The organism is Fibrobacter intestinalis (assembly GCF_900167415.1).
GTDB lineage: Bacteria > Fibrobacterota > Fibrobacteria > Fibrobacterales > Fibrobacteraceae > Hallerella > Hallerella intestinalis.
This window is the reverse complement of sequence record NZ_FUWU01000017.1, coordinates 40,206-57,409: the sequence shown is the minus strand read 5'-3', so window position 1 is coordinate 57,409 and position 17,204 is coordinate 40,206. Positions and strand designations below refer to the sequence as shown.

17 protein-coding genes and 1 pseudogene are annotated in these 17,204 nt (G+C 46.1%); 11 read left to right on the top strand and 7 right to left on the bottom strand.

Translation table 11 applies throughout. The features are described 5' to 3' along the window. Positions 1 to 79 precede the first annotated feature (79 nt). The 4 genes and pseudogenes from B5D40_RS06325 to B5D40_RS06315 all read right to left on the bottom strand — a co-directional run bounded on the left by B5D40_RS06325 (position 80) and on the right by B5D40_RS06315 (position 2,794). Positions 80 to 301: an FISUMP domain-containing protein gene (locus tag B5D40_RS06325; RefSeq protein WP_078776243.1), complete on the bottom strand. Its 222-nt coding sequence runs from the start codon at positions 299 to 301 to the stop codon at positions 80 to 82. Between the two features lie 76 nt (positions 302 to 377). Further along, complete coding sequence (locus B5D40_RS06320; RefSeq protein ID WP_233134306.1) at positions 378 to 659, bottom strand: hypothetical protein; 282 nt, start codon at positions 657 to 659, stop codon at positions 378 to 380. A 6-nt stretch (positions 660 to 665) separates the two neighbouring features. Next, a pseudogene (locus tag B5D40_RS16480) lies at positions 666 to 728 on the bottom strand (zinc-ribbon domain-containing protein); the annotation flags it as partial. A 305-nt stretch (positions 729 to 1,033) separates the two neighbouring features. Further along, the gene (locus B5D40_RS06315; RefSeq protein ID WP_078776241.1) at positions 1,034 to 2,794 is read right to left on the bottom strand and encodes an ATP-binding cassette domain-containing protein; all 1,761 of its coding nucleotides are present in this window, start codon (positions 2,792 to 2,794) and stop codon (positions 1,034 to 1,036) included. A gap of 697 nt (positions 2,795 to 3,491) precedes the next feature. Between B5D40_RS06315 and B5D40_RS06300 the strand changes: the two genes are divergently transcribed. From B5D40_RS06300 to B5D40_RS06255, 10 genes are all read left to right on the top strand, one after another. Then, the gene (locus B5D40_RS06300; RefSeq protein ID WP_078776238.1) at positions 3,492 to 3,776 is read left to right on the top strand and encodes a hypothetical protein; all 285 of its coding nucleotides are present in this window, start codon (positions 3,492 to 3,494) and stop codon (positions 3,774 to 3,776) included. Between the two features lie 2 nt (positions 3,777 to 3,778). Continuing rightward, positions 3,779 to 4,396, top strand: a complete 618-nt coding sequence (locus B5D40_RS06295) for a hypothetical protein (protein ID WP_078776237.1) — start codon at positions 3,779 to 3,781, stop codon at positions 4,394 to 4,396. A gap of 170 nt (positions 4,397 to 4,566) precedes the next feature. After that, complete coding sequence (locus tag B5D40_RS15260) at positions 4,567 to 4,767, top strand: hypothetical protein (RefSeq protein ID WP_143394472.1); 201 nt, start codon at positions 4,567 to 4,569, stop codon at positions 4,765 to 4,767. A 618-nt stretch (positions 4,768 to 5,385) separates the two neighbouring features. Beyond that, positions 5,386 to 5,985 (top strand): S41 family peptidase, encoded by a 600-nt coding sequence (locus B5D40_RS06285; RefSeq protein ID WP_158222160.1) that lies wholly within the window; start codon positions 5,386 to 5,388, stop codon positions 5,983 to 5,985. Positions 5,986 to 5,993: 8 nt separating this feature from the next. Beyond that, entirely contained in the window at positions 5,994 to 8,495 is a 2,502-nt protein-coding gene (locus B5D40_RS06280; protein ID WP_078776234.1) for a DUF6973 domain-containing protein, read from the top strand. 1 nt (position 8,496) lies between these two features. After that, entirely contained in the window at positions 8,497 to 9,087 is a 591-nt protein-coding gene (locus B5D40_RS06275) for a hypothetical protein (protein WP_078776233.1), read from the top strand. 270 nt (positions 9,088 to 9,357) lie between these two features. Continuing rightward, a complete protein-coding gene (locus B5D40_RS06270; protein WP_143394471.1) occupies positions 9,358 to 9,780 on the top strand; it encodes a hypothetical protein in 423 nt (140 codons plus the stop codon). Positions 9,781 to 9,855: 75 nt separating this feature from the next. Then, positions 9,856 to 11,202, top strand: a complete 1,347-nt coding sequence (gene glmM, locus B5D40_RS06265; protein WP_078776231.1) for a phosphoglucosamine mutase — start codon at positions 9,856 to 9,858, stop codon at positions 11,200 to 11,202. 29 nt (positions 11,203 to 11,231) lie between these two features. Then, positions 11,232 to 13,064: a glutamine--fructose-6-phosphate transaminase (isomerizing) gene (gene glmS, locus B5D40_RS06260; RefSeq protein WP_078776230.1), complete on the top strand. Its 1,833-nt coding sequence runs from the start codon at positions 11,232 to 11,234 to the stop codon at positions 13,062 to 13,064. Positions 13,065 to 13,067: 3 nt separating this feature from the next. Continuing rightward, entirely contained in the window at positions 13,068 to 14,315 is a 1,248-nt protein-coding gene (locus B5D40_RS06255) for a segregation/condensation protein A (protein ID WP_073306252.1), read from the top strand. Positions 14,316 to 14,321: 6 nt separating this feature from the next. On the opposite strand, the gene B5D40_RS06250 is transcribed toward B5D40_RS06255, so the two are convergent. From B5D40_RS06250 to B5D40_RS06240, 3 genes are all read right to left on the bottom strand, one after another. After that, entirely contained in the window at positions 14,322 to 14,606 is a 285-nt protein-coding gene (locus B5D40_RS06250; protein WP_078776229.1) for a hypothetical protein, read from the bottom strand. Beyond that, the gene (locus B5D40_RS06245) at positions 14,606 to 15,322 is read right to left on the bottom strand and encodes a zinc metallopeptidase (protein ID WP_073306254.1); all 717 of its coding nucleotides are present in this window, start codon (positions 15,320 to 15,322) and stop codon (positions 14,606 to 14,608) included. Before B5D40_RS06245 ends, B5D40_RS06250 begins: the two co-directional genes overlap by 1 nt. A gap of 74 nt (positions 15,323 to 15,396) precedes the next feature. Further along, positions 15,397 to 15,615, bottom strand: coding sequence for a hypothetical protein (locus B5D40_RS06240; RefSeq protein WP_073306255.1), 219 nt, complete (start codon positions 15,613 to 15,615; stop codon positions 15,397 to 15,399). Positions 15,616 to 16,444: 829 nt separating this feature from the next. On the opposite strand from B5D40_RS06240, the gene B5D40_RS06235 reads away from it, so the two are divergent. Beyond that, positions 16,445 to 17,176 carry an FKBP-type peptidyl-prolyl cis-trans isomerase gene (locus B5D40_RS06235; protein ID WP_078776228.1) on the top strand — a complete coding sequence of 244 codons (732 nt, stop codon included), beginning with the start codon at positions 16,445 to 16,447 and terminating at the stop codon, positions 17,174 to 17,176. Positions 17,177 to 17,204: the final 28 nt, after the last annotated feature.

Below are 17,204 nucleotides of genomic sequence, written 5' to 3'. Positions count from 1 at the left end.
AAAAAATGCAAGGTTTTCAATCATATTTTAGAAATCCTTGCAATATTTTCACAGGGTAGAAATCAATTTTCCCCAATAGTTATGCGGGCTGGGCGGGATTTAAGGGACGACTACATATATTCCTTCCAATATTATAACGCATGTTCTCGGCCATCCAAATATGGCCGCCTAGTTGAATGGTCTTGTATTCCTGGCCGTCGCGCGTATCTTTGAAAGTGTCGATTTCAAAATCTGTGCCACAGGCGGTCATGACGGCAAGGATTGCTACAAGCCCTGCGCTCGTAAAGTTTAGTATTCTCATTTTTTACTCCTAAAGCTTATTTTGGTGAAAATGGACGATGGAAATAGATTAAAGAAGTTTTTTTTCGCAAATTGTTTCAAAACCGAATGGAATTGATTTGCCTATCTATATCCCTCATGGCCTTGTCGTAATCTTTCGTGGCCTTATCGTATAGTTGGTCGGCTTCTTTCATCATTTTGTCCGTATCCGAAGCGACCATGCCCAATATAACCACATCAAAAATAAAACCAAGAACAAATATGGAAATGATACCAATAACAATCCATTTGACTATGGAAGTGTTGGCTGTATTTCTCGAATTTGATAAATTCGGGGGATTTACTGGATTTTGCTGAAAATTTGGGAGCTCTTCTGCCACAGAAGCTCCGCATTTGCTGCAAAATTTTGTGTTTTCCGAGATTTGACCACCGCAATGTTTGCAGAACATAAGTTGATTCCTTTTTTGGTTGTATTGTTTGCGAATGTAAAAAAAACAAACATTGTCAAGGCTTTTATGAAAAAAAACGCTTATCAAGAAGAAATTTTTACAGAGTCGGGGTCAAAGTATCGAGTGCGTAACAGAACGGCAATCGTTTCACCGAGCGGGGCGTGGATTGATGTCTCCTTCAGCGCAAGCGAAAAATTTTTTTTCGCGAGTGTGATTTGCTGTCTCTCTGTCGCCTGCGATGAGCGTAATTCAATGCGAATGTCGTAACCTTGTTCAGAACTTAGAACTCAGTTCTCAACTCTCATTTAACCGATGCCATCTAGGATTTCGAAGCGTTCGTAGGCGGCTTCGAGCTGTTTTTCCTTTTCTGCCAGGTCGCTTTGGATTTCGACGAGTCGGTTCGCATTGGTGTAAACTTCCTCCGTGCCGAGGGCTGTTTGCAATGCCGTGATTTCTTTTTCCAGCACTTCAATTTTTTCGGGAAGTTCCTGATATTCGCGCTCTTCCTTGTAGCTGCGTTTTTTCTTTTCTCGCATTCGTTTTTCGGTCGGCGTTGAATCTTTTTTGACAACGGCCTCGTTTTCTTTTTCCCGAAGTTTTTTGTTGGCGGCGTAATCGGAATAGCCCCCCACGCTTTCGTGGATGTAGCCATTTTCTTCAAAGCCTAGAATTTCGGTGGTGACGTTGTCCAAAAAATCGCGGTCGTGGCTAACGGTGATGACTGTGCCGTTGTATTCGGCGAGCAAATCGGTAAGCAAATCGAGGGTCTCCATGTCCAAATCGTTGGTGGGTTCGTCGAGAATAAGAACGTTGGACGGGTGCGAAAATAGGCACGCTAAAAGCAATCGGTTGCGTTCTCCGCCGGAGAGTGCCGAAATGGGCCCGCGGGCGCGCGATGCAGTGAACAGGAAATCTTGCAGGTAGCTTAAAACGTGGCGTTTCTGGCCGTTGATGACGACGTATTCTTGGCCGTCGCCGATATTTTCAACGAGCGATTTGTCTTCACGAAGCCTGGTTCGCATCTGGTCGAAGTAGGCGATTTGCAGATTGGTGCCCAGTCGGACGGAACCCGTTTGCGGCGTTAGTTCTCCGAGAAGAATTTTGAGCAGTGTCGTTTTTCCGCAGCCGTTTGCCCCGACGATGCCGATGCGGTCGCCGCGGGAAATTTCGGTGGAGAAATTTTGAAATAGAGACTGATTTTCGTAGGCGTAAGAAATGCCTTCGGCTTGAATGACGAACCTTCCGGAACGTTCGGCTTCGGTTATTTGCATTTTGACATTGCCGGTTCGATTTCTGCGCTCGGCGCGTTCTTTGCGCATTTTTATCAAAGCGCGCACGCGACCTTCGTTTCGTGTTCGCCTCGCCTGAATGCCTTTCCGAATCCAGATTTCTTCTTCGGCAAGTCGCTTGTCAAAGAGTCTGTTTGCCTTTTCCTCTTCGGCAAAGGCTTCATTCCGATGGCGTACAAATTCATCGTAGGGAAAACTCCAGGAGCGGATGCGACCCCTGTCCAGTTCCAAAATTCTGGTGGCGATCCTGCGGACAAAAGCCCTGTCGTGGCTGATGAAAAGGATGGAACATGGCAAACGGGCGAGAATGTTTTCTAACCATTGAACGCTGGGAATGTCCAAATGGTTTGTCGGCTCGTCAAGCAAAAGCAAATCGGGTTCTTGCGCGAGGGCTCTGGCGAAAAGCACACGCCGTTTTTGCCCGCCAGAAAGGGAGTCGTAAAGCGCTTCGGGATCAATGCCGGTTTTCCCAAGAATATCTTCGCCAACGGAATGACGCTCTGCCGTTTTGCCGATGACGATGTCGCGGACAGTCCCTTCGATATGCGCGGGAATTTCTTGAATCAGCCGAGCCGTGCGCAAACCGTTTTTACGGATGATTTCTCCGGAATTGGCATCCATTTCTTCGGCGAGGATTTTGAGCAGGGTACTTTTCCCTTCGCCGTTGCGCCCGACCAGACAAACACATTCGCCCTCATTGATGTCGAACGAGATGCGGTCAAGGAGCGGTGGGTCGCTGAATCGCAGTGTGAGATCTTTGACGGATAGAATTGCCATGCGGCAAAGTTAGAAAATTGAAAAATCGTATTTCTGGAGGAATGCGTAATCGAAACTCTTGTTCCGGAATTTCCAATTGTGCTCACTCCCGCCAAGAACAAGCCGATCAAAAAGGCGCAATCCAAAAATTCGAGCCGCATTGAAAATCCGCCGAGTTGCGCTGATGTCCGCGGTGATCGGGGTCGTTTCCGCCAGGGTGATTGTGCATAACGGAAAATGCCGTTGCAAACACATGTCTTTAATTTGTTTGATTTGTTGAAATTTAGAATCGATGTGGATTTGTCTGTTTTTATAGTAAAGTTTTTTACAAACGATTTTTTGGAAGTTTATTTTGGTTATTTTATATTTGAGTTTGAGAGAAATTATTTTATCCTAGGAGTAGGACGTGCATAGGGTTTGTTTAGCGGTTTTCCTGATTCTAGCGAGTTTATCGAGTGCTATCACGGTTCGCACTTTGGATGAGCAGTTTTCCCAGAGTAATCAAACCGTTCTTCGCTTTAGGATTGAAAATACATCGAATCATGTAGAATATGTTTTCAACTCCAATTCCGAATTGAGTTTTAATTCAACGGGCCATCGCTTGGCCGGATCCCTCGTTTTTCAGAGAGATGCGAAATTGAATGCGCCGACGAATGGCAGTATTGCATTCCATGTGGGGAATGACTTTTAGTGGAATGGGACAATTGTCGCGGATGATATGGTCGAAGCGGCTCGGCACATATCGATTTTTTACTACGGGACCAATCATGTATTTATCCAAAGTAATTTTGCAGGGACAATCGTTGCGCCCAATGCGGAAGTAGTCATTGGACAATCGGGCAAGCGGTTCTATGGTGCCATCTATGCCAAGAGCATCGTGGTTTATCAGAATACAAAGGTGACTTGGGTGCCGTTTGTAGAGGAATCGATGGGTACAACTATTGTGATGAGAAATACCGAAATTGGAAAAAGTCTTTATGTCGCTGATTTGGGAAAGCTTTAATCATGAAGCAATTTCTTTTTTGTAGTAGCCTAATTTCTATTTGCCTTTTTGTTGGGTGTAAGCTCCCTTTTATTGATGAGCCTGACTACTCTGTTTGTTATGATTCAAACGAATTCTTGGATATAAGTGTGATATCGTTAAAAGAAATGGATAGCGTCAATTTCTTTGTTGATGATAGACAATTTTGTGCCGGAATGCAAAAAAAAACTTATTGCAGACAAAAACTAGACATAAACAACGAATATTATATTGGCCTGATGGGAGACAAATTGCTGAATGGCTGTTTGCTTGAGGAAGATAAACGAATATGGACTGTTTCTAGTTGCTTTTTGAGAGGACCGATTGATGATATTTCTATGAATTCAGAAAAATTGAAATTGAAGATTTTTATTGGCGAAGAAACGCTAATACTGGAAACGAACCCGACGAGTTGGTGGGGTGGTTACTTGAATATTATTGCAGAGGAGGATACAACAGACTGGTTTTCTTTTGATGAAAATCCTTTTCGACCATGGTGCCCTGAGTATAATCATCCCGCAAAATCAATTCGAGGGGAGTGTGTCAATGGATTTTGTTTTGCATACATAAAATATGACCTCACAAAATTTTGTTATGAGTAATACTTGCTTGTTTCTGCTATGGAACCAACTGCGAGTTCATTCAAAGCTATTTCGTGGGAACAATTGTTGTGCCCAATGCGGAAGTTGTCATTGGACAATCGGGCTAGCGGTTCTATGGTGCTATCTATGCCAAGAGCGTCGAGGTTCATCAGAATACAAAGGTGACTTGGGTGCCGTTTGTAGAAAAATTTTATGAAAATGAAGAAGACGGATGGGGTAAGATATTTATCGCGATTACAGGTGACGTGATGGTCGGCGTATCGATCCTTTTGCTTGTCGCTATCCTTGTTCTACTGCAAAAAAGCTGTTACTGCAACGTACACAAAAATCATGCGATTGAACGGGATGAATGCCGGGTGGTGCCGAAATGATGCAAAAAACGGAAACAAGACAAACAGGATTTCGTACAAATTTCATTTGTTCCGCCCGACAATTTAACAAACGTTTCTGGCCGTCTAATTTTGTTGGTGGGATTTTGGCGACCTGGCCTTCTATTCCTCGACGTGTCCGTTGTGCAGGCGATCGAGGAAGTCTCGGTGTTTCTTGGCGCGATTCCGCTTAGGAGAATCGGCGTGGTCAGGGTTGGAAAGGCCATCTGCCCGTTGAAAATGTCCGCATTGAGGATCTTTTGCGTTTTGAATTTGCTAATGGGGCCTAGGAAAATTTGATTTTTTGCTGGAAAACTTTAAAATGAAATAGGAAGGATAAATTTGACTGGATAAGCAAAGAAGTTTTTTTTCAACACTTTTATTTGGGTGCTTTGTGAAGCTTGTTCGTAACTTTATGTGTTGTTTCGGTTTATGGGGACTGGCTGGCGTGGATATCTATTATGATTTGATTGCCGAAAAAAGTGTGGATGTAGAATATTTATAAAGTATGCGAACAGAAAAAAAATAAACGACAATTCAATTTTTTTTTGATAAAACTCGCTTGACAACTGGGTAAAAAAAGACTACTTTTGGATAACTTTTTTGTAAGAGAGGAAAATCGTGAAATTTGGAACGCTATTTGCTTGTTCGGTAGGAGTTGTTGCGGCAATAGCCGCAGATTCCTTTGGTGGGATTGGACTTGTATTGCTAGAAAATCGAAATGGAATTGTTGTCAAAAATATTGTGCCCGGCACTCCGGCGGCAAATGCCGATTTGAATGTAGGAGACCGGATAATTTCCGTTGATGGCGAGTTTTTGCAGCAAAAGAGTTTAGAAAATATCCTGCCGTTGTTTCGCGGTGCGGATAACAAACCTATAGAATTGATTTATGTGAGAGACGGGGATACTCTTCAGACAACTCTACGTCGAACGATTCTTACAACGCGGGATGTTCCGGTGCTCGGCGATTCGGCTTATAAATTGGAAGGAAAAAAACAGGTGTTCGCTTACGTAATGGAAAATGAAAACTATAAGCTAATCTTTATTGAAGACTCTTCAAAATCGGAAATCTCCAATGAAAATGGGGTAAATGTAAAAAAGGGAGGTTTTCGGGTGCTTGACATTCGAGAAAATTTCATTCGAGTTGAAAAGAAATTCAGCGGAAGGGTATTCTTTTCGGATTTGAATGGCAGAATGAATTCGAAGAACTTTGGGAAATAGGGAAATCTATGTTGAAAGTTTTTATTTTAGCAATGGCAGTCTGCGCTTACGCTTCTGTGGATGTAACCTCATTCGAAAGCGGATCGTCGAACCTGTCGATTCCGAATATCCGCATAAAAAATAATGGAAGTCCGATTGCGGACTTTTCCGTCTATTATTACTTCTCCGCTGCCGATTCGAAGAATGTTGTGGTGGAACCGTATTTCTTGAATGGTGGCGAGATCTCAATCGAGAAACTTTCCGCAAACCAGTATCGAGCAAAAGTCGAATTTAAGGATATTCATATCGATAGTTTAGAGGAATTTCCGGCTGCCGGCTATTTGCAGATCGGCCTGCATTACGCGGATTGGAGCTCCTGGAAAACCGGAGATGATTTTTCGGGTTCGGAAAGAACTGCCTCTCTGAATGAGAATATTGTCGTCATCTCCTCGTCGGGAGTGATTCTAGCAGGAGATTTCCCGACCGAACAGGATCTGTCCTTAAATCCCAATAGGGTCGCAGTCTATTCGTTGTCTGAAGGTACATCCAATTATGGCAGATACCGTCTTTATGCCAAAAATGAGGGCAATGTCCCGGTGACCGGCTTCCGCTTTGATGTGGAAATAACGGCCGATCATAATCAGACGCCGGTCGTTGAGGTCTGGAATCTTCCGAACGCCACGCACTCTCTTGAAAATCTGGGGGATGACGTGTGGGCTCTGCATTTCGATGTGGAAAATGTGAATCTAGATCCCGGAGCCATCTACCCGAACGAGGCGGGCTTTGCTTTTGGAATTCATTATGCAGACTGGAGCGAATTAGACCTCTCCAACGACTATTCTCTTGCCGATATTTCGTCGGAATATGCTTTCAATGAAAAGATTGCGGTTTATGTCGATGGAAAGTTGGTCTCCGGAAATCCGAAGATTCATGGCGTGGGTGATATTCGGAAGGTTCTTGCGGACGAGAACGGATATTCCTTGGAACAAATGGTTCGGTCAACGGATTCCCTGCTTGATGGATTCTCGATTCCAGAAGTCACTTGGAACGAGATGGATTCGCTGGCGGAGGAATGGTTTGTGGGGATTCCCAATTTTGATTCGACCGCGATCGCTTTCTTTGAAATTCTCGCGAAGTTTCCCGGTCTAGATACGTTGTTTTTGGCGAGCAATTATCGCGATGTTAGGGAGGTGTATGCGCAGGTTGTGCGTTTGAGGATGGTGGATTATTTTAATAGCAGAACTGTTAAGTATTTGAAAAGAGTTCCCCTCAAAAGTATGTATTCGGAATATGATGTAGGTAGTTTGACTTTAACTAGCGGAGAATTGTGGCTGTTGCTGGAAAATCCCATGAAAGGACCCGGTTCCGTCCGAGCCTACAACCGGGCAAAAGAGTGGTCGAAATCTTATGCTGCTTTGAAGTGCCGCGGAAACGAAGGGGATACTCGTGCCGACGCGTTTAGGCATTCTGTCTGGAACGCTTTACTGTGCAGGGAGACAGGGACTCAGTTTGACGACATTTCGGAATGCTTGGGATGGTCTAAGGATTTTACCGATGCACACGAGGAAAATTCCAAGGCGGGGTTTGCAAGATCCATGGACTTTCATAACAATACAATTGGAAGATATCGGTATAGTCCTAAATTGAGAGTTGCCTGCGAATGGAATTGGTTTGGCATTTGTGTCAATCACGAAGTGGTTGGCCCTTCTCGTGAGAAGACAAAGCAAATGTATTCGGATTTGGCGGACGAGGCCTTGGCCTTTAATGATACAAATCAGCTGGAAAGAAGACCTTGGCTACTAAACTTGGTGTATTTTAGGGATAGCGTAGGCAAGCGTTTTTGTTTGCCAGGGGAAACAAGAGATTGCTCTGCTTTTGAAGAACCTCAAATCAGTGCTTCAAAAATCGCTGTTCTAAAAGGAGAAGGAAGTAGTTGCAAAGATAGTCTGCGAATTTATCTCGACCTGGAGGATTCCAATAATGGGAACAAGATTATTAGCGGCGACCCGAATCCGCTGGGCATATCGGTGGGCAATGGCGGAGTGACGTTTAGTTTCTGTACTCTGGATTTGGGTGACGAGTCTATTCCCCGGGTTCCATACGATTATGTCGTCTTAAGAATGGACAAGGATTGCCCGGAAGGCACATACGCTTTTAGGAGGCATCATGATGCAGAAGATGACGACAATGGCAATTCCTATTCTGGAGAACTTGGCCCCAACGTGGTGACCAAGAATGTGTCGCTGGAATTCTGCTTTGTCCCTGCGGATTTAAATTCGACATTGGATTATCCGTTCTCGAAGGAATATGGAGTTTTTGCCAATTTTTCGACCGCAAATATCGTGCATTCCGAAATTCGCTTGGACGATGAGGATAGTCATAATGCCAATTCCTGGAATTGGTATGATACCCCCAGTGACATACAAAGTAGAATTACAAACATCATCAACGGAAAGGTCAACACCATTTACAATGCGGTGAAGTGGATTGAGCTGGTGCTTTCTAAAATATTGGTATGGCTAGAGGCATAGGATGAAAAAATTGCTATTTGCCTTTAGTTTGCTATCTGTTCTTTGGGGGTGTGATGATTTTTTATTTGAAGGCTGTGAAGATGTTGGAGTCACAGGTAATTATAAACATGAAATCCCGTTTGGAACATATTATTCCTATCCTTCTTTGTACATGGGCGGGTATGCCAAAAGAATATTGACGTTGAACGAGGATTCCTCCTATGTTTCCTTTTGGTTGGATCTTCTGGCAGATACAATTGGAATTGCGGAAGGGAGTTACAGCATCCATAAACCCCCAAAGGATAGTAAGAGAATAGACAACACCGCTTATAGCTTCACCCTGTCCCAAAAAACGGGAAGGACCAAATTGGCATGGGAAAACGATCATGTTGTTCGTCTTGAAGATTTTATTGAAAGTGACACGATTTATGAAAGTGATACTATTTTGCTTGACGTCCAAGTTGCAGATTCGTGCTTTACATTGACATCTCTGTTTTTGGATGACTGGTATTGTCGTAAGTATTATTATTCAGGCGAAAGCGTTTTTTGTGCAAACGCTGCTTGCCGCGATTCGGTGCTTTCGGTTTCTGTGCCAAAAGATTCTTTGGAATAGAAAAAGTTGGGTTCGCCTGTCCATGCAATTTACAATGCGGTGAAGTGGATTGAGCTAGTGCTCTCTAAAAGATTGACATGGCTAGAGGCATAGGATGAAAAAATTGCTATTTGCCCTTAGTTTGGTGTCTGTTCTTTTTTTGGGGTGATTTTTTTTGGATGGTCGTGTGAAGCTCTTAATGCTAAGGGAAATCATGCTACAAATATTTCTTTTGGAACGTATTATAATTTGGACATCTACCGAAACAAAAAACACGCCCAAAGGATACTAGTGTCGAGAGAAGATTCTTCCTATGTTTCAATTTGGCTTGACTCGTTGGCGGATACGATTGGAATTGCCAAGGGAACTTACAGCATATTTATGCCCAAGGGAGGGAAAAGAGTTGACAGGGAGGCTTATAATTTTTTACTAAGTCCGCAAAAAGAAAGAACGAAAGTTGTTTGGGAAGATTCGCATTGGACACGTCTTGATGAATTTGTGGATGCAAAAAAATTTCATTGGGAAATGGATTCTGTTCTGCTGGACGTTCAGGTTGAGGATTCGTGTTTTACGCTAACGTCAATTGAATTGGATGACGGGTATTGTAGAGACTATTATTATTCTTCAGGCGTAAATATCTTTTGCGCAAACGCAGCCTATCGGGATTCGGTGCTGTCTGTGCCGTCGCCGGTTCCAGAGGATTCCTTGGAATAGGCTCTTTTGGGCAAGGCATTCGGGAGTCGAAAGCCAAAATTTGTAATTTTAATCCGAATTACAAAGAGGAATTCTATGTCCGTTTTAATGCGTTCTGTTTCTGGGATTCGAGGCGTTGTCGGCGATACGCTGACGCCTACGGTTTTAACGAATCATGTAAAAGCTTTTTTGGAAGTGACCGGTGCGCGCAAAGTCGTGATTGGCCGGGACAGCCGCCCGACGGGAGATGCCATTATTTCGTATGTTTCGGGGCTTTGCCGCCTTGCCGGAGCCGATGTGATTGATGTGGGGCTTGCGACGACTCCCAGTGTGGAACTTTTTGTAACCCGCCTTTATGCGGATGCCGGAATCATTATCACGGCGAGCCACAATCCGCTGGAATGGAACGCGCTGAAGTTTTTGGACGAACGCGGCATTTTCCTTTCGCCGGAACAGGTCAAGGATCTTTTCGCGATTGCGGATTCGGGCAAGTTTATTTATCCGGATTATCGGCAGATGGGTGTGGCGAATGTTTTAAAAGACGCGGACGCTTTTCACATTGATGAAACGCTGGCGATTCCCTTTGTGGATGTCGAGGCGATTCGGCGGAAGCATTTCAAGGTGGCTGTCGATGCGGTGAACGGAGCCGGATCGTATATCGTTCCGCGGCTTTTGGAGGCCCTTGGCTGCGAAGTCGTGCGGGTTCACTGTGAACCGGATGGCACTTTTCCGCGTGGGCCCGAACCGATTCCTGCGAATCTGAAGGACTTGGGGAAAGCGGTTCGAGAAAATCATTGTGCGGTGGGCTTTGCCGTGGATCCGGACGCTGACCGCTGTGCGCTTGTCGATGGAAACGGAGAAGCGATTGGCGAAGAATATACGCTTGCCATTGCGACCGAAGCGGTTCTTGCAAAAAAGAAAGGAGATGTTTGTGTAAACCTTTCGACTTCCCGGATGTGTGCCGATGTTGCCGAAAAATTCGGAGTCGGATTCTCTCGGGCGAAAGTCGGCGAGGTGAATGTCAGCATCCAGATGATGCAAAACAATTGCGTGGTCGGCGGCGAAGGAAACGGCGGCGTGATTTTGCCCGCTTTGCACTATGGCAGGGACTCTCTTGTTGCGGCGGCGCTGGTGCTTTCTTGGATGGCTGAAAATCACGGCGGCCCCGAAAAATTCAAAGCGGAACATCCCAGCTATGCAATGCCCAAAAAGAAATTCCCGCTGGGCGGCAAACCGGTCAAAACCATTTTTGAAGAAGTGCAGAAAGATTTTGCGGGCTGGTCTGCCGATACGCGCGACGGTCTTTGGCTCGGCAAGGACAAAAGTTTTGTCCATGTGCGCGCATCCAATACGGAACCGGTGATTCGGGTGATTGCTGAAGCGCCGACGGAAAATCAGGCCGAAGAACTTTGCGCCAGAGTGGAAGCGAAAATACAAGGGTAATGTGAAATAAAAGCGATAAGGAAAAGGATATGTGCGGAATCGTTGGATACATTGGGCTGCGGGATGCGACAAGCGTTTTGTTGAATGGACTCAAACGCTTGGAATATCGGGGCTACGATTCTTCGGGAATAGCTGTTGCGCATGAAAATCACACCTTGGAAATGGAAAAGGCAACGGGAAAAATCGCGAATCTGGCTTGTAAACTTTCCCAGAAGCCCATGCCGGCGACAATCGGAATTGCCCATACCCGTTGGGCGACGCACGGCGCCCCTTCAGAAAACAATGCACATCCGCAGGTTAGCTATGATGGAAAAATTATGGTGGTGCATAACGGCATCATCGAAAACTATTCCCAGATAAAAGCGACCCTGCAATCGGAAGGAATCCGGTTCCAGTCGGAAACCGATACGGAAGTCGTCGCCCATTTGATTGCAAAATTGTATAAGGGCGATTTCAAATCGGCGGTTCTGGCGGCTTTGAATAAATTGGAAGGAACTTTCGGTTTGGCTATTCTTTGTGCCGATGAACCCGATGTGCTAATCGGTGCTCGGCGAGGCAGCCCTCTGGTTTTGGGCTTGGGCGAACAGGACGAATTCTTTTTGGCAAGCGATGTGTCGGCGATAGTGGACTATACGCAAAAGGTCGTGTATCTGGACGACAATGATGTGGTGATAGCGGATCGCAATGGATACAAGATTGTAACCGTTTCTAGCCGGGCGGTAAACCGCTGCGTTGAAGAAGTGAGCTTTGATGCGGATGCGGCGAGCAAGGGCGGTTTTGAACATTACATGCTGAAAGAAATTTTTGAACAGCCGGAAACCCTTCGCAACACGATGCGCGGGCGATTGCTGCTTTCAGAGGGTTCTGCGAAATTGGCGGGTCTGGATTCAAACCGAATCGAATTGCGCAACCTGAATCGCATCATCATCACGGCTTGCGGAACTAGCTATTATGCAGGAATGGTCGGCGAATATCTGATAGAAGATTTGGCGGGCGTTCCTGTCGAAGTGGAATACGCTTCGGAATTTCGTTATCGGAATCCGATTATCAAACCGGGAACTCTTGTTTTGGTGATTTCTCAATCCGGTGAAACGGCGGACACTCTTGCTGCTTTACGGGAAGCGAAAACCAAGGGCGCTACGGTTTTGGGAATATGCAATGCGGTCGGTTCTACGATTGCGCGAGAAAGCGACGGCGGCGTTTATTTGCACGCCGGTCCCGAAATCGGAGTGGCGAGTACGAAGGCTTTTACTTCGCAGGTTGCGGTTCTTGCGATGATCGCCCTTTTGCTCGGACGGGAACGCCGCGTGTCTGCGGAACAGGGAATCGAATTCGCTCGGGCGATTTCCAGCATCCCGCAGCAGATAGAAGAAACTCTGAAACTTTCCGACCAGATTCGCATAATCGCCAAAAAGTATGTCGATGCGAAAAATTTCCTTTATCTGGGACGCCATTACAATTACCCAGTCGCCATGGAGGGCGCATTAAAGCTCAAGGAAATCAGCTACATCCACGCAGAAGGTTATCCTGCGGCAGAAATGAAGCACGGTCCCATCGCCCTTATCGATGAAAAAATGCCCGTTGTTGTGATTGCTCCTAAAGACAGCCTTTTTGACAAGGTTCTTTCCAATGTCCGGGAAATCAAAGCGCGCGGTGGCCGCATTATTGTCGTAACGACCACGGACTGTTCAGAAATTTCCGAATTTGCTGACGATGTGATTTTTGTTCCCAAGGTGGAAAAGTCTTTAATGCCTCTCATCACTTGCGTTCCGTTGCAGCTTTTAGCGTATCACATTGCCGTTCTTCGGGGAAACGATGTGGATCAGCCTCGCAATCTGGCGAAAAGCGTGACGGTGGAATAATTCATGCCGGAAATTCCCGAATCCTACGAAGTTCATATCGGCGCTTTTGATGGCCCGATGGATCTTTTGCTGTATTTAGTGCAGCAGAGCGAAGTCAAGCCCGCGGACATTTCCATTTCGGAAATCACGGACCAGTATCTGGAATGGATGAAGGACGTTTCGCAGGCGGATCTTTCCCAAGCCGGCGATTTTTTGCTGATGGCGAGCCGCCTCATGGCGATGAAAGTTCGGGAATTGTTGCCCAAAGACCAGCGGACGGAAGAAGAGATTGAAGAATTCGATTTCTCCCGGGACGAATTGTTTCGGAATATGCGGGAATACCAGTTCCACAAGCAGAATGTCAAAAATTTCCAGCAGATGGAATCCCAAAATTTTGGCACTTGCTATCGTGGGCGCATGGAAAAAACGGAATCCGACGACACTCTCGCAGACGCAAATATCTGGCAGCTTTTTCGCGCCTATCAGAAAATGCTCAAAACGCATCGCAGTGAAAACGTCCATCACATTGAACTGGATGACGTGAAGATTGAAGACCGCCAGCAATATATTTCCAATACTTTGCGCAGGGAAGGGCGCGTACTTTTTGAAGATTTGCTCGGGCGTGCACCAATGCCCATCGTCACGGTCGTTACATTTATGGCTTTGATGGAAATGATTAAAACGGATGAAGTCGTCTTTCGTCAAAGTGAACTTTTTGGTGCCATTTGGATTTATCGAAAAAAAGACAACAGCGAATTTGCCGAAGAGATGGCGAATGAAACCCGGATTTTTGAACCGGAACATGAATACAAGTCGGGAATCTTGGAAAAACTTCGCGAACGGGAATTGGTCCGCCACAACAACCAGAAGGCGACTCTCGATCAGGTCATGCGAACCGCTTCGCTTTTGGCAACTCGTGGGCGTGCCGTGAACGATAACGACATTGCCGCCATGTTGAATGGAGAAATGGATTTGTCCGCTTTGGAAGCGGAATTTTCGAGTGCTGCGGAAAATGAAAGTCCGCAAGCGGATGATGAAAAAAAGGATGCCGCGGAATCCGTTTTTGAAGAAGAGGCCAAAGCTCAAGAGGAATCGGCGTTGCAAGTGGAGAATGCGGAAATTTCCGAAATACTTGCCCCCAACGAAGAGCCGCCAGCTCTTGATCCTTCCGAGCCCTCGCAGATGCCGGAAGACGCCGAGGCTCCCATGCCTTTAGAAACCGCAGAAAAAAAATCTTCCGAAGAAACGCCTTCAGAAGATTTGCCGGATTAGCGAAATTTAATCCCACTGGATTGTCGGAGGCGGTTTGTTTGCCAGATCGGGATTATTTTTTGCCGCCTGAAATTTCTTTTCGATTTCTGAAAGGCGATTTTTTTCCCGTTCCCGGGCTTCGGCAAATTTTTTATCTAAATCCGCTGTTCGCGTTTTTTCTTTTTCCAAAAAATCTTCCAGCGATTGCTTTTCTTTTTTGAATTCCTTGTGTTCCAGGATTTTTCCGGTTTCTTTATCGACGACCAGAATACCGTGGCACATCGGACATTCGATTTCCAAGTGGGTTCCCATTAGTCGTCTCTCCGTCCTAAAAGTCCTGCCCGAAGAGCCCAGTACAGGAGTTGCATAATGGAAGAGATGGCTGCGGCGACGTAAGTCAGTCCGGCGGCGAGCAGAACTCCAGCGACAATCCGTTGCTCGCGTCCCGGAGCGAGAATGTTCAATCTTGCCAGGCACTTTTTCGCGCGGGAAGAGGCGTCAAATTCCACGGGAACGGTCACCAAAGTAAAAAGGGTGGCGATGCCGAATAAAAGAACGCCGACAATAGCGACGTTTTGGCCTAAGGCGGCCTTGCCGGCGGAAGCGAGAATGATTCCCAAGATGACTAGCCATGGTCCAAAATTGGAACCGATATTCGCAGCGGGGACGATGAACGAGCGCAGCCACATGGGAAAATAGTTCTGGGCGTGTTGAATGGCGTGTCCGACTTCGTGAGCGGCAACTCCGGCGGAACTCGCGCTGCGTCCGTGATAAACGTCGTGGGAAAGGTTCAGCGTCTTGTCCATCGGGTTATAGTAATCGGACAGGAATCCGCCGGTTTCTTGGATGCGCACATCAAAGATGCCTGCATCGGCGAGAATGGCGGAAGCGACTTCTGCGCCGGAAAGTCCGCTTTGAATTTGGACTTTTTGCCCCGCTTTGAAACGGGAATTGACCACGGCGGAAACAATGCCGGACAGAACAAGTGTCACAAGCAGAATGCCCATGTAGAGAGGGTCGAACATCATAGAGTTATGAATCTCCTTTTTCTTTCAAATTACACAAAATTAGACGAAAAAAAGGAGTGTTTGTGAAAAATCGGCTATTTTACCGACCAAATGGGTTTGTTTTCTGCCGCTTTGAGCTTTATTTGTTTGGCGGCTACCTGTTCTTTCAGGGCTTTGTCCATGGCTTCGCCGAATTCGGTCCAGCTTTTCCCGATTCCGTTCAGAATGGTGTTGATTTTCGGTAAAGTCGTGGATTCTTTGCAATTTTCCAACCGGCTGATGTGCGTCCGCGATGTGGCGCAGAGGTCCGCCATTTTAAATTGGCTTATGTGTAATTCGGCTCGCCATCGCATTATCACCTCACGGAACGCTAACCGAATAATTGCAGAATCTTCCATTGACATTAAATGGTATCAAAAAGTAACGCAAAATCCCGCAACCAATTAGTGTCAGATTTTTTCCGATTTTAAAGGAATTATATACAATCTTCCTCCAAATTCCCTCAAATAATTTTTTTCAAAGCATGGATTTATTTTTCTCAAGGGAAATTTCTTCTCGCAGACTGCGAGGTGCTCGCTTACCCATGAGCCTTGGGAACTTGTTCCCTTAGGCGAATTGTCCCTTCCAGGGATACTTCAACTACGGAATCGGAGATTCCTAGTTTCAGGGATGCAGCGCCCCATGAGCCTTGCACGCTTTTGCAAAGGCTCCCTTCCAGGGACAATTCGTCTAAAAGAGTAAAACTCTTAAGACTCATGGGCAGCCCCTTTTCCCTTCACCCTATCCCCCGCCACGCTTTGTGGTTGGAAGTTTTGGTTTTGTGGGGTGGAATTGGATTTTGCGCCATAGCGAGAAGGGGGAGCTCGGTTATCAGTTATCAGTTCCGACTTCCAACTTCCAACTTCCAACTAATCACTGATTACTAGTCGCTAACCCCTAATCCCTAACCATGGTTCGACTAGTTCGACAAGCTCACTAACCGACGGTCCCTGAGTTTATCGAAGGGCACCAACCAAGCAAATCGGGTGGAGTTTTGTATATAAGTCCCCATTTTAAAGAAGAAAGAAACGCCGTCCGAGTTCTTTTTTTTGCAAAATTTTTATTTTATAGACATTCTTCATCATTTTTGTAAAGGACTTTGTAATGAAAAAAACGATGATTCTCGGACTTTCCGCTCTGCTTTTCCTCGGCTGCAATGAACCGGGCAAAACTTCTCTGGTGACGGAAAAAGACAATTACAGTTATGCGCTCGGAGCGAATTTTGGTTCGCAGGCGCATTACCAGCTTGTCTCCAGGGATTCCATTGATTTGGATTTGAACGCTTTCTATCAGGGATTTAAGGATCGCTATAATCAGGACAGTGCGCATTGGATGATGTCGGACTCCATGGTTTTTGCTGTGCTGAACGAATTTTCGCAGAACCTGCAAAAGAAAAAGATGGAAAAGGACAGCATTCTCGCTGCAAAGAATGTCGCGGAACAGGACGCTTTCTTGGCCAAGAACAAAACGGCTGAAGGCGTGATTACGACCGAAAGCGGACTCCAGTATAAGGTGATTGCCGAAGGAACTGGCGAAACGCCCACGGATTCGTCGATTGTCTCGGTGCATTATGCGGGCACTCTTTTGGACGGTTCCGAATTTGACAGCTCCATCAAGCGCGGGCAGCCTGCGGAATTTCCGGTGACGGCTGTGATTCCGGGATGGACGGAACTTCTCAAGACGATGAAGGTCGGCGGAAAGGTACAGGCCTGGATTCCGAGCAATCTCGCTTATGGACCGAGCGGACGCCAACCGATGATTCCGCCAAACAGCCTTCTGGTTTTTGAAGTGGAACTGTTGGGAATTCAGGCTCCAGCAGCTTCGGCGAAGAAATAAATTTTTAAACCCGCCCTTTTTCGGGCGG

Excerpts from the sequence above, each read along its gene's own strand:
- B5D40_RS06325 (WP_078776243.1), bottom strand. The coding sequence starts at position 301 with ATGAGAATACTAAACTTTACGAGCGCAGGGCTTGTAGCAATCCTTGCC.
- B5D40_RS06315 (WP_078776241.1), bottom strand. The coding sequence starts at position 2,794 with ATGGCAATTCTATCCGTCAAAGATCTCACACTGCGATTCAGCGACCCA.
- B5D40_RS06300 (WP_078776238.1), top strand. The coding sequence starts at position 3,492 with ATGGTCGAAGCGGCTCGGCACATATCGATTTTTTACTACGGGACCAAT.
- B5D40_RS06295 (WP_078776237.1), top strand. The coding sequence starts at position 3,779 with ATGAAGCAATTTCTTTTTTGTAGTAGCCTAATTTCTATTTGCCTTTTT.
- B5D40_RS06280 (WP_078776234.1), top strand. The coding sequence starts at position 5,994 with ATGTTGAAAGTTTTTATTTTAGCAATGGCAGTCTGCGCTTACGCTTCT.
- B5D40_RS06275 (WP_078776233.1), top strand. The coding sequence starts at position 8,497 with ATGAAAAAATTGCTATTTGCCTTTAGTTTGCTATCTGTTCTTTGGGGG.
- glmM (WP_078776231.1), top strand. The coding sequence starts at position 9,856 with ATGTCCGTTTTAATGCGTTCTGTTTCTGGGATTCGAGGCGTTGTCGGC.
- glmS (WP_078776230.1), top strand. The coding sequence starts at position 11,232 with ATGTGCGGAATCGTTGGATACATTGGGCTGCGGGATGCGACAAGCGTT.
- B5D40_RS06255 (WP_073306252.1), top strand. The coding sequence starts at position 13,068 with ATGCCGGAAATTCCCGAATCCTACGAAGTTCATATCGGCGCTTTTGAT.
- B5D40_RS06250 (WP_078776229.1), bottom strand. The coding sequence starts at position 14,606 with ATGGGAACCCACTTGGAAATCGAATGTCCGATGTGCCACGGTATTCTG.
- B5D40_RS06245 (WP_073306254.1), bottom strand. The coding sequence starts at position 15,322 with ATGATGTTCGACCCTCTCTACATGGGCATTCTGCTTGTGACACTTGTT.
- B5D40_RS06240 (WP_073306255.1), bottom strand. The coding sequence starts at position 15,615 with ATGGCGGACCTCTGCGCCACATCGCGGACGCACATCAGCCGGTTGGAA.
- B5D40_RS06235 (WP_078776228.1), top strand. The coding sequence starts at position 16,445 with ATGAAAAAAACGATGATTCTCGGACTTTCCGCTCTGCTTTTCCTCGGC.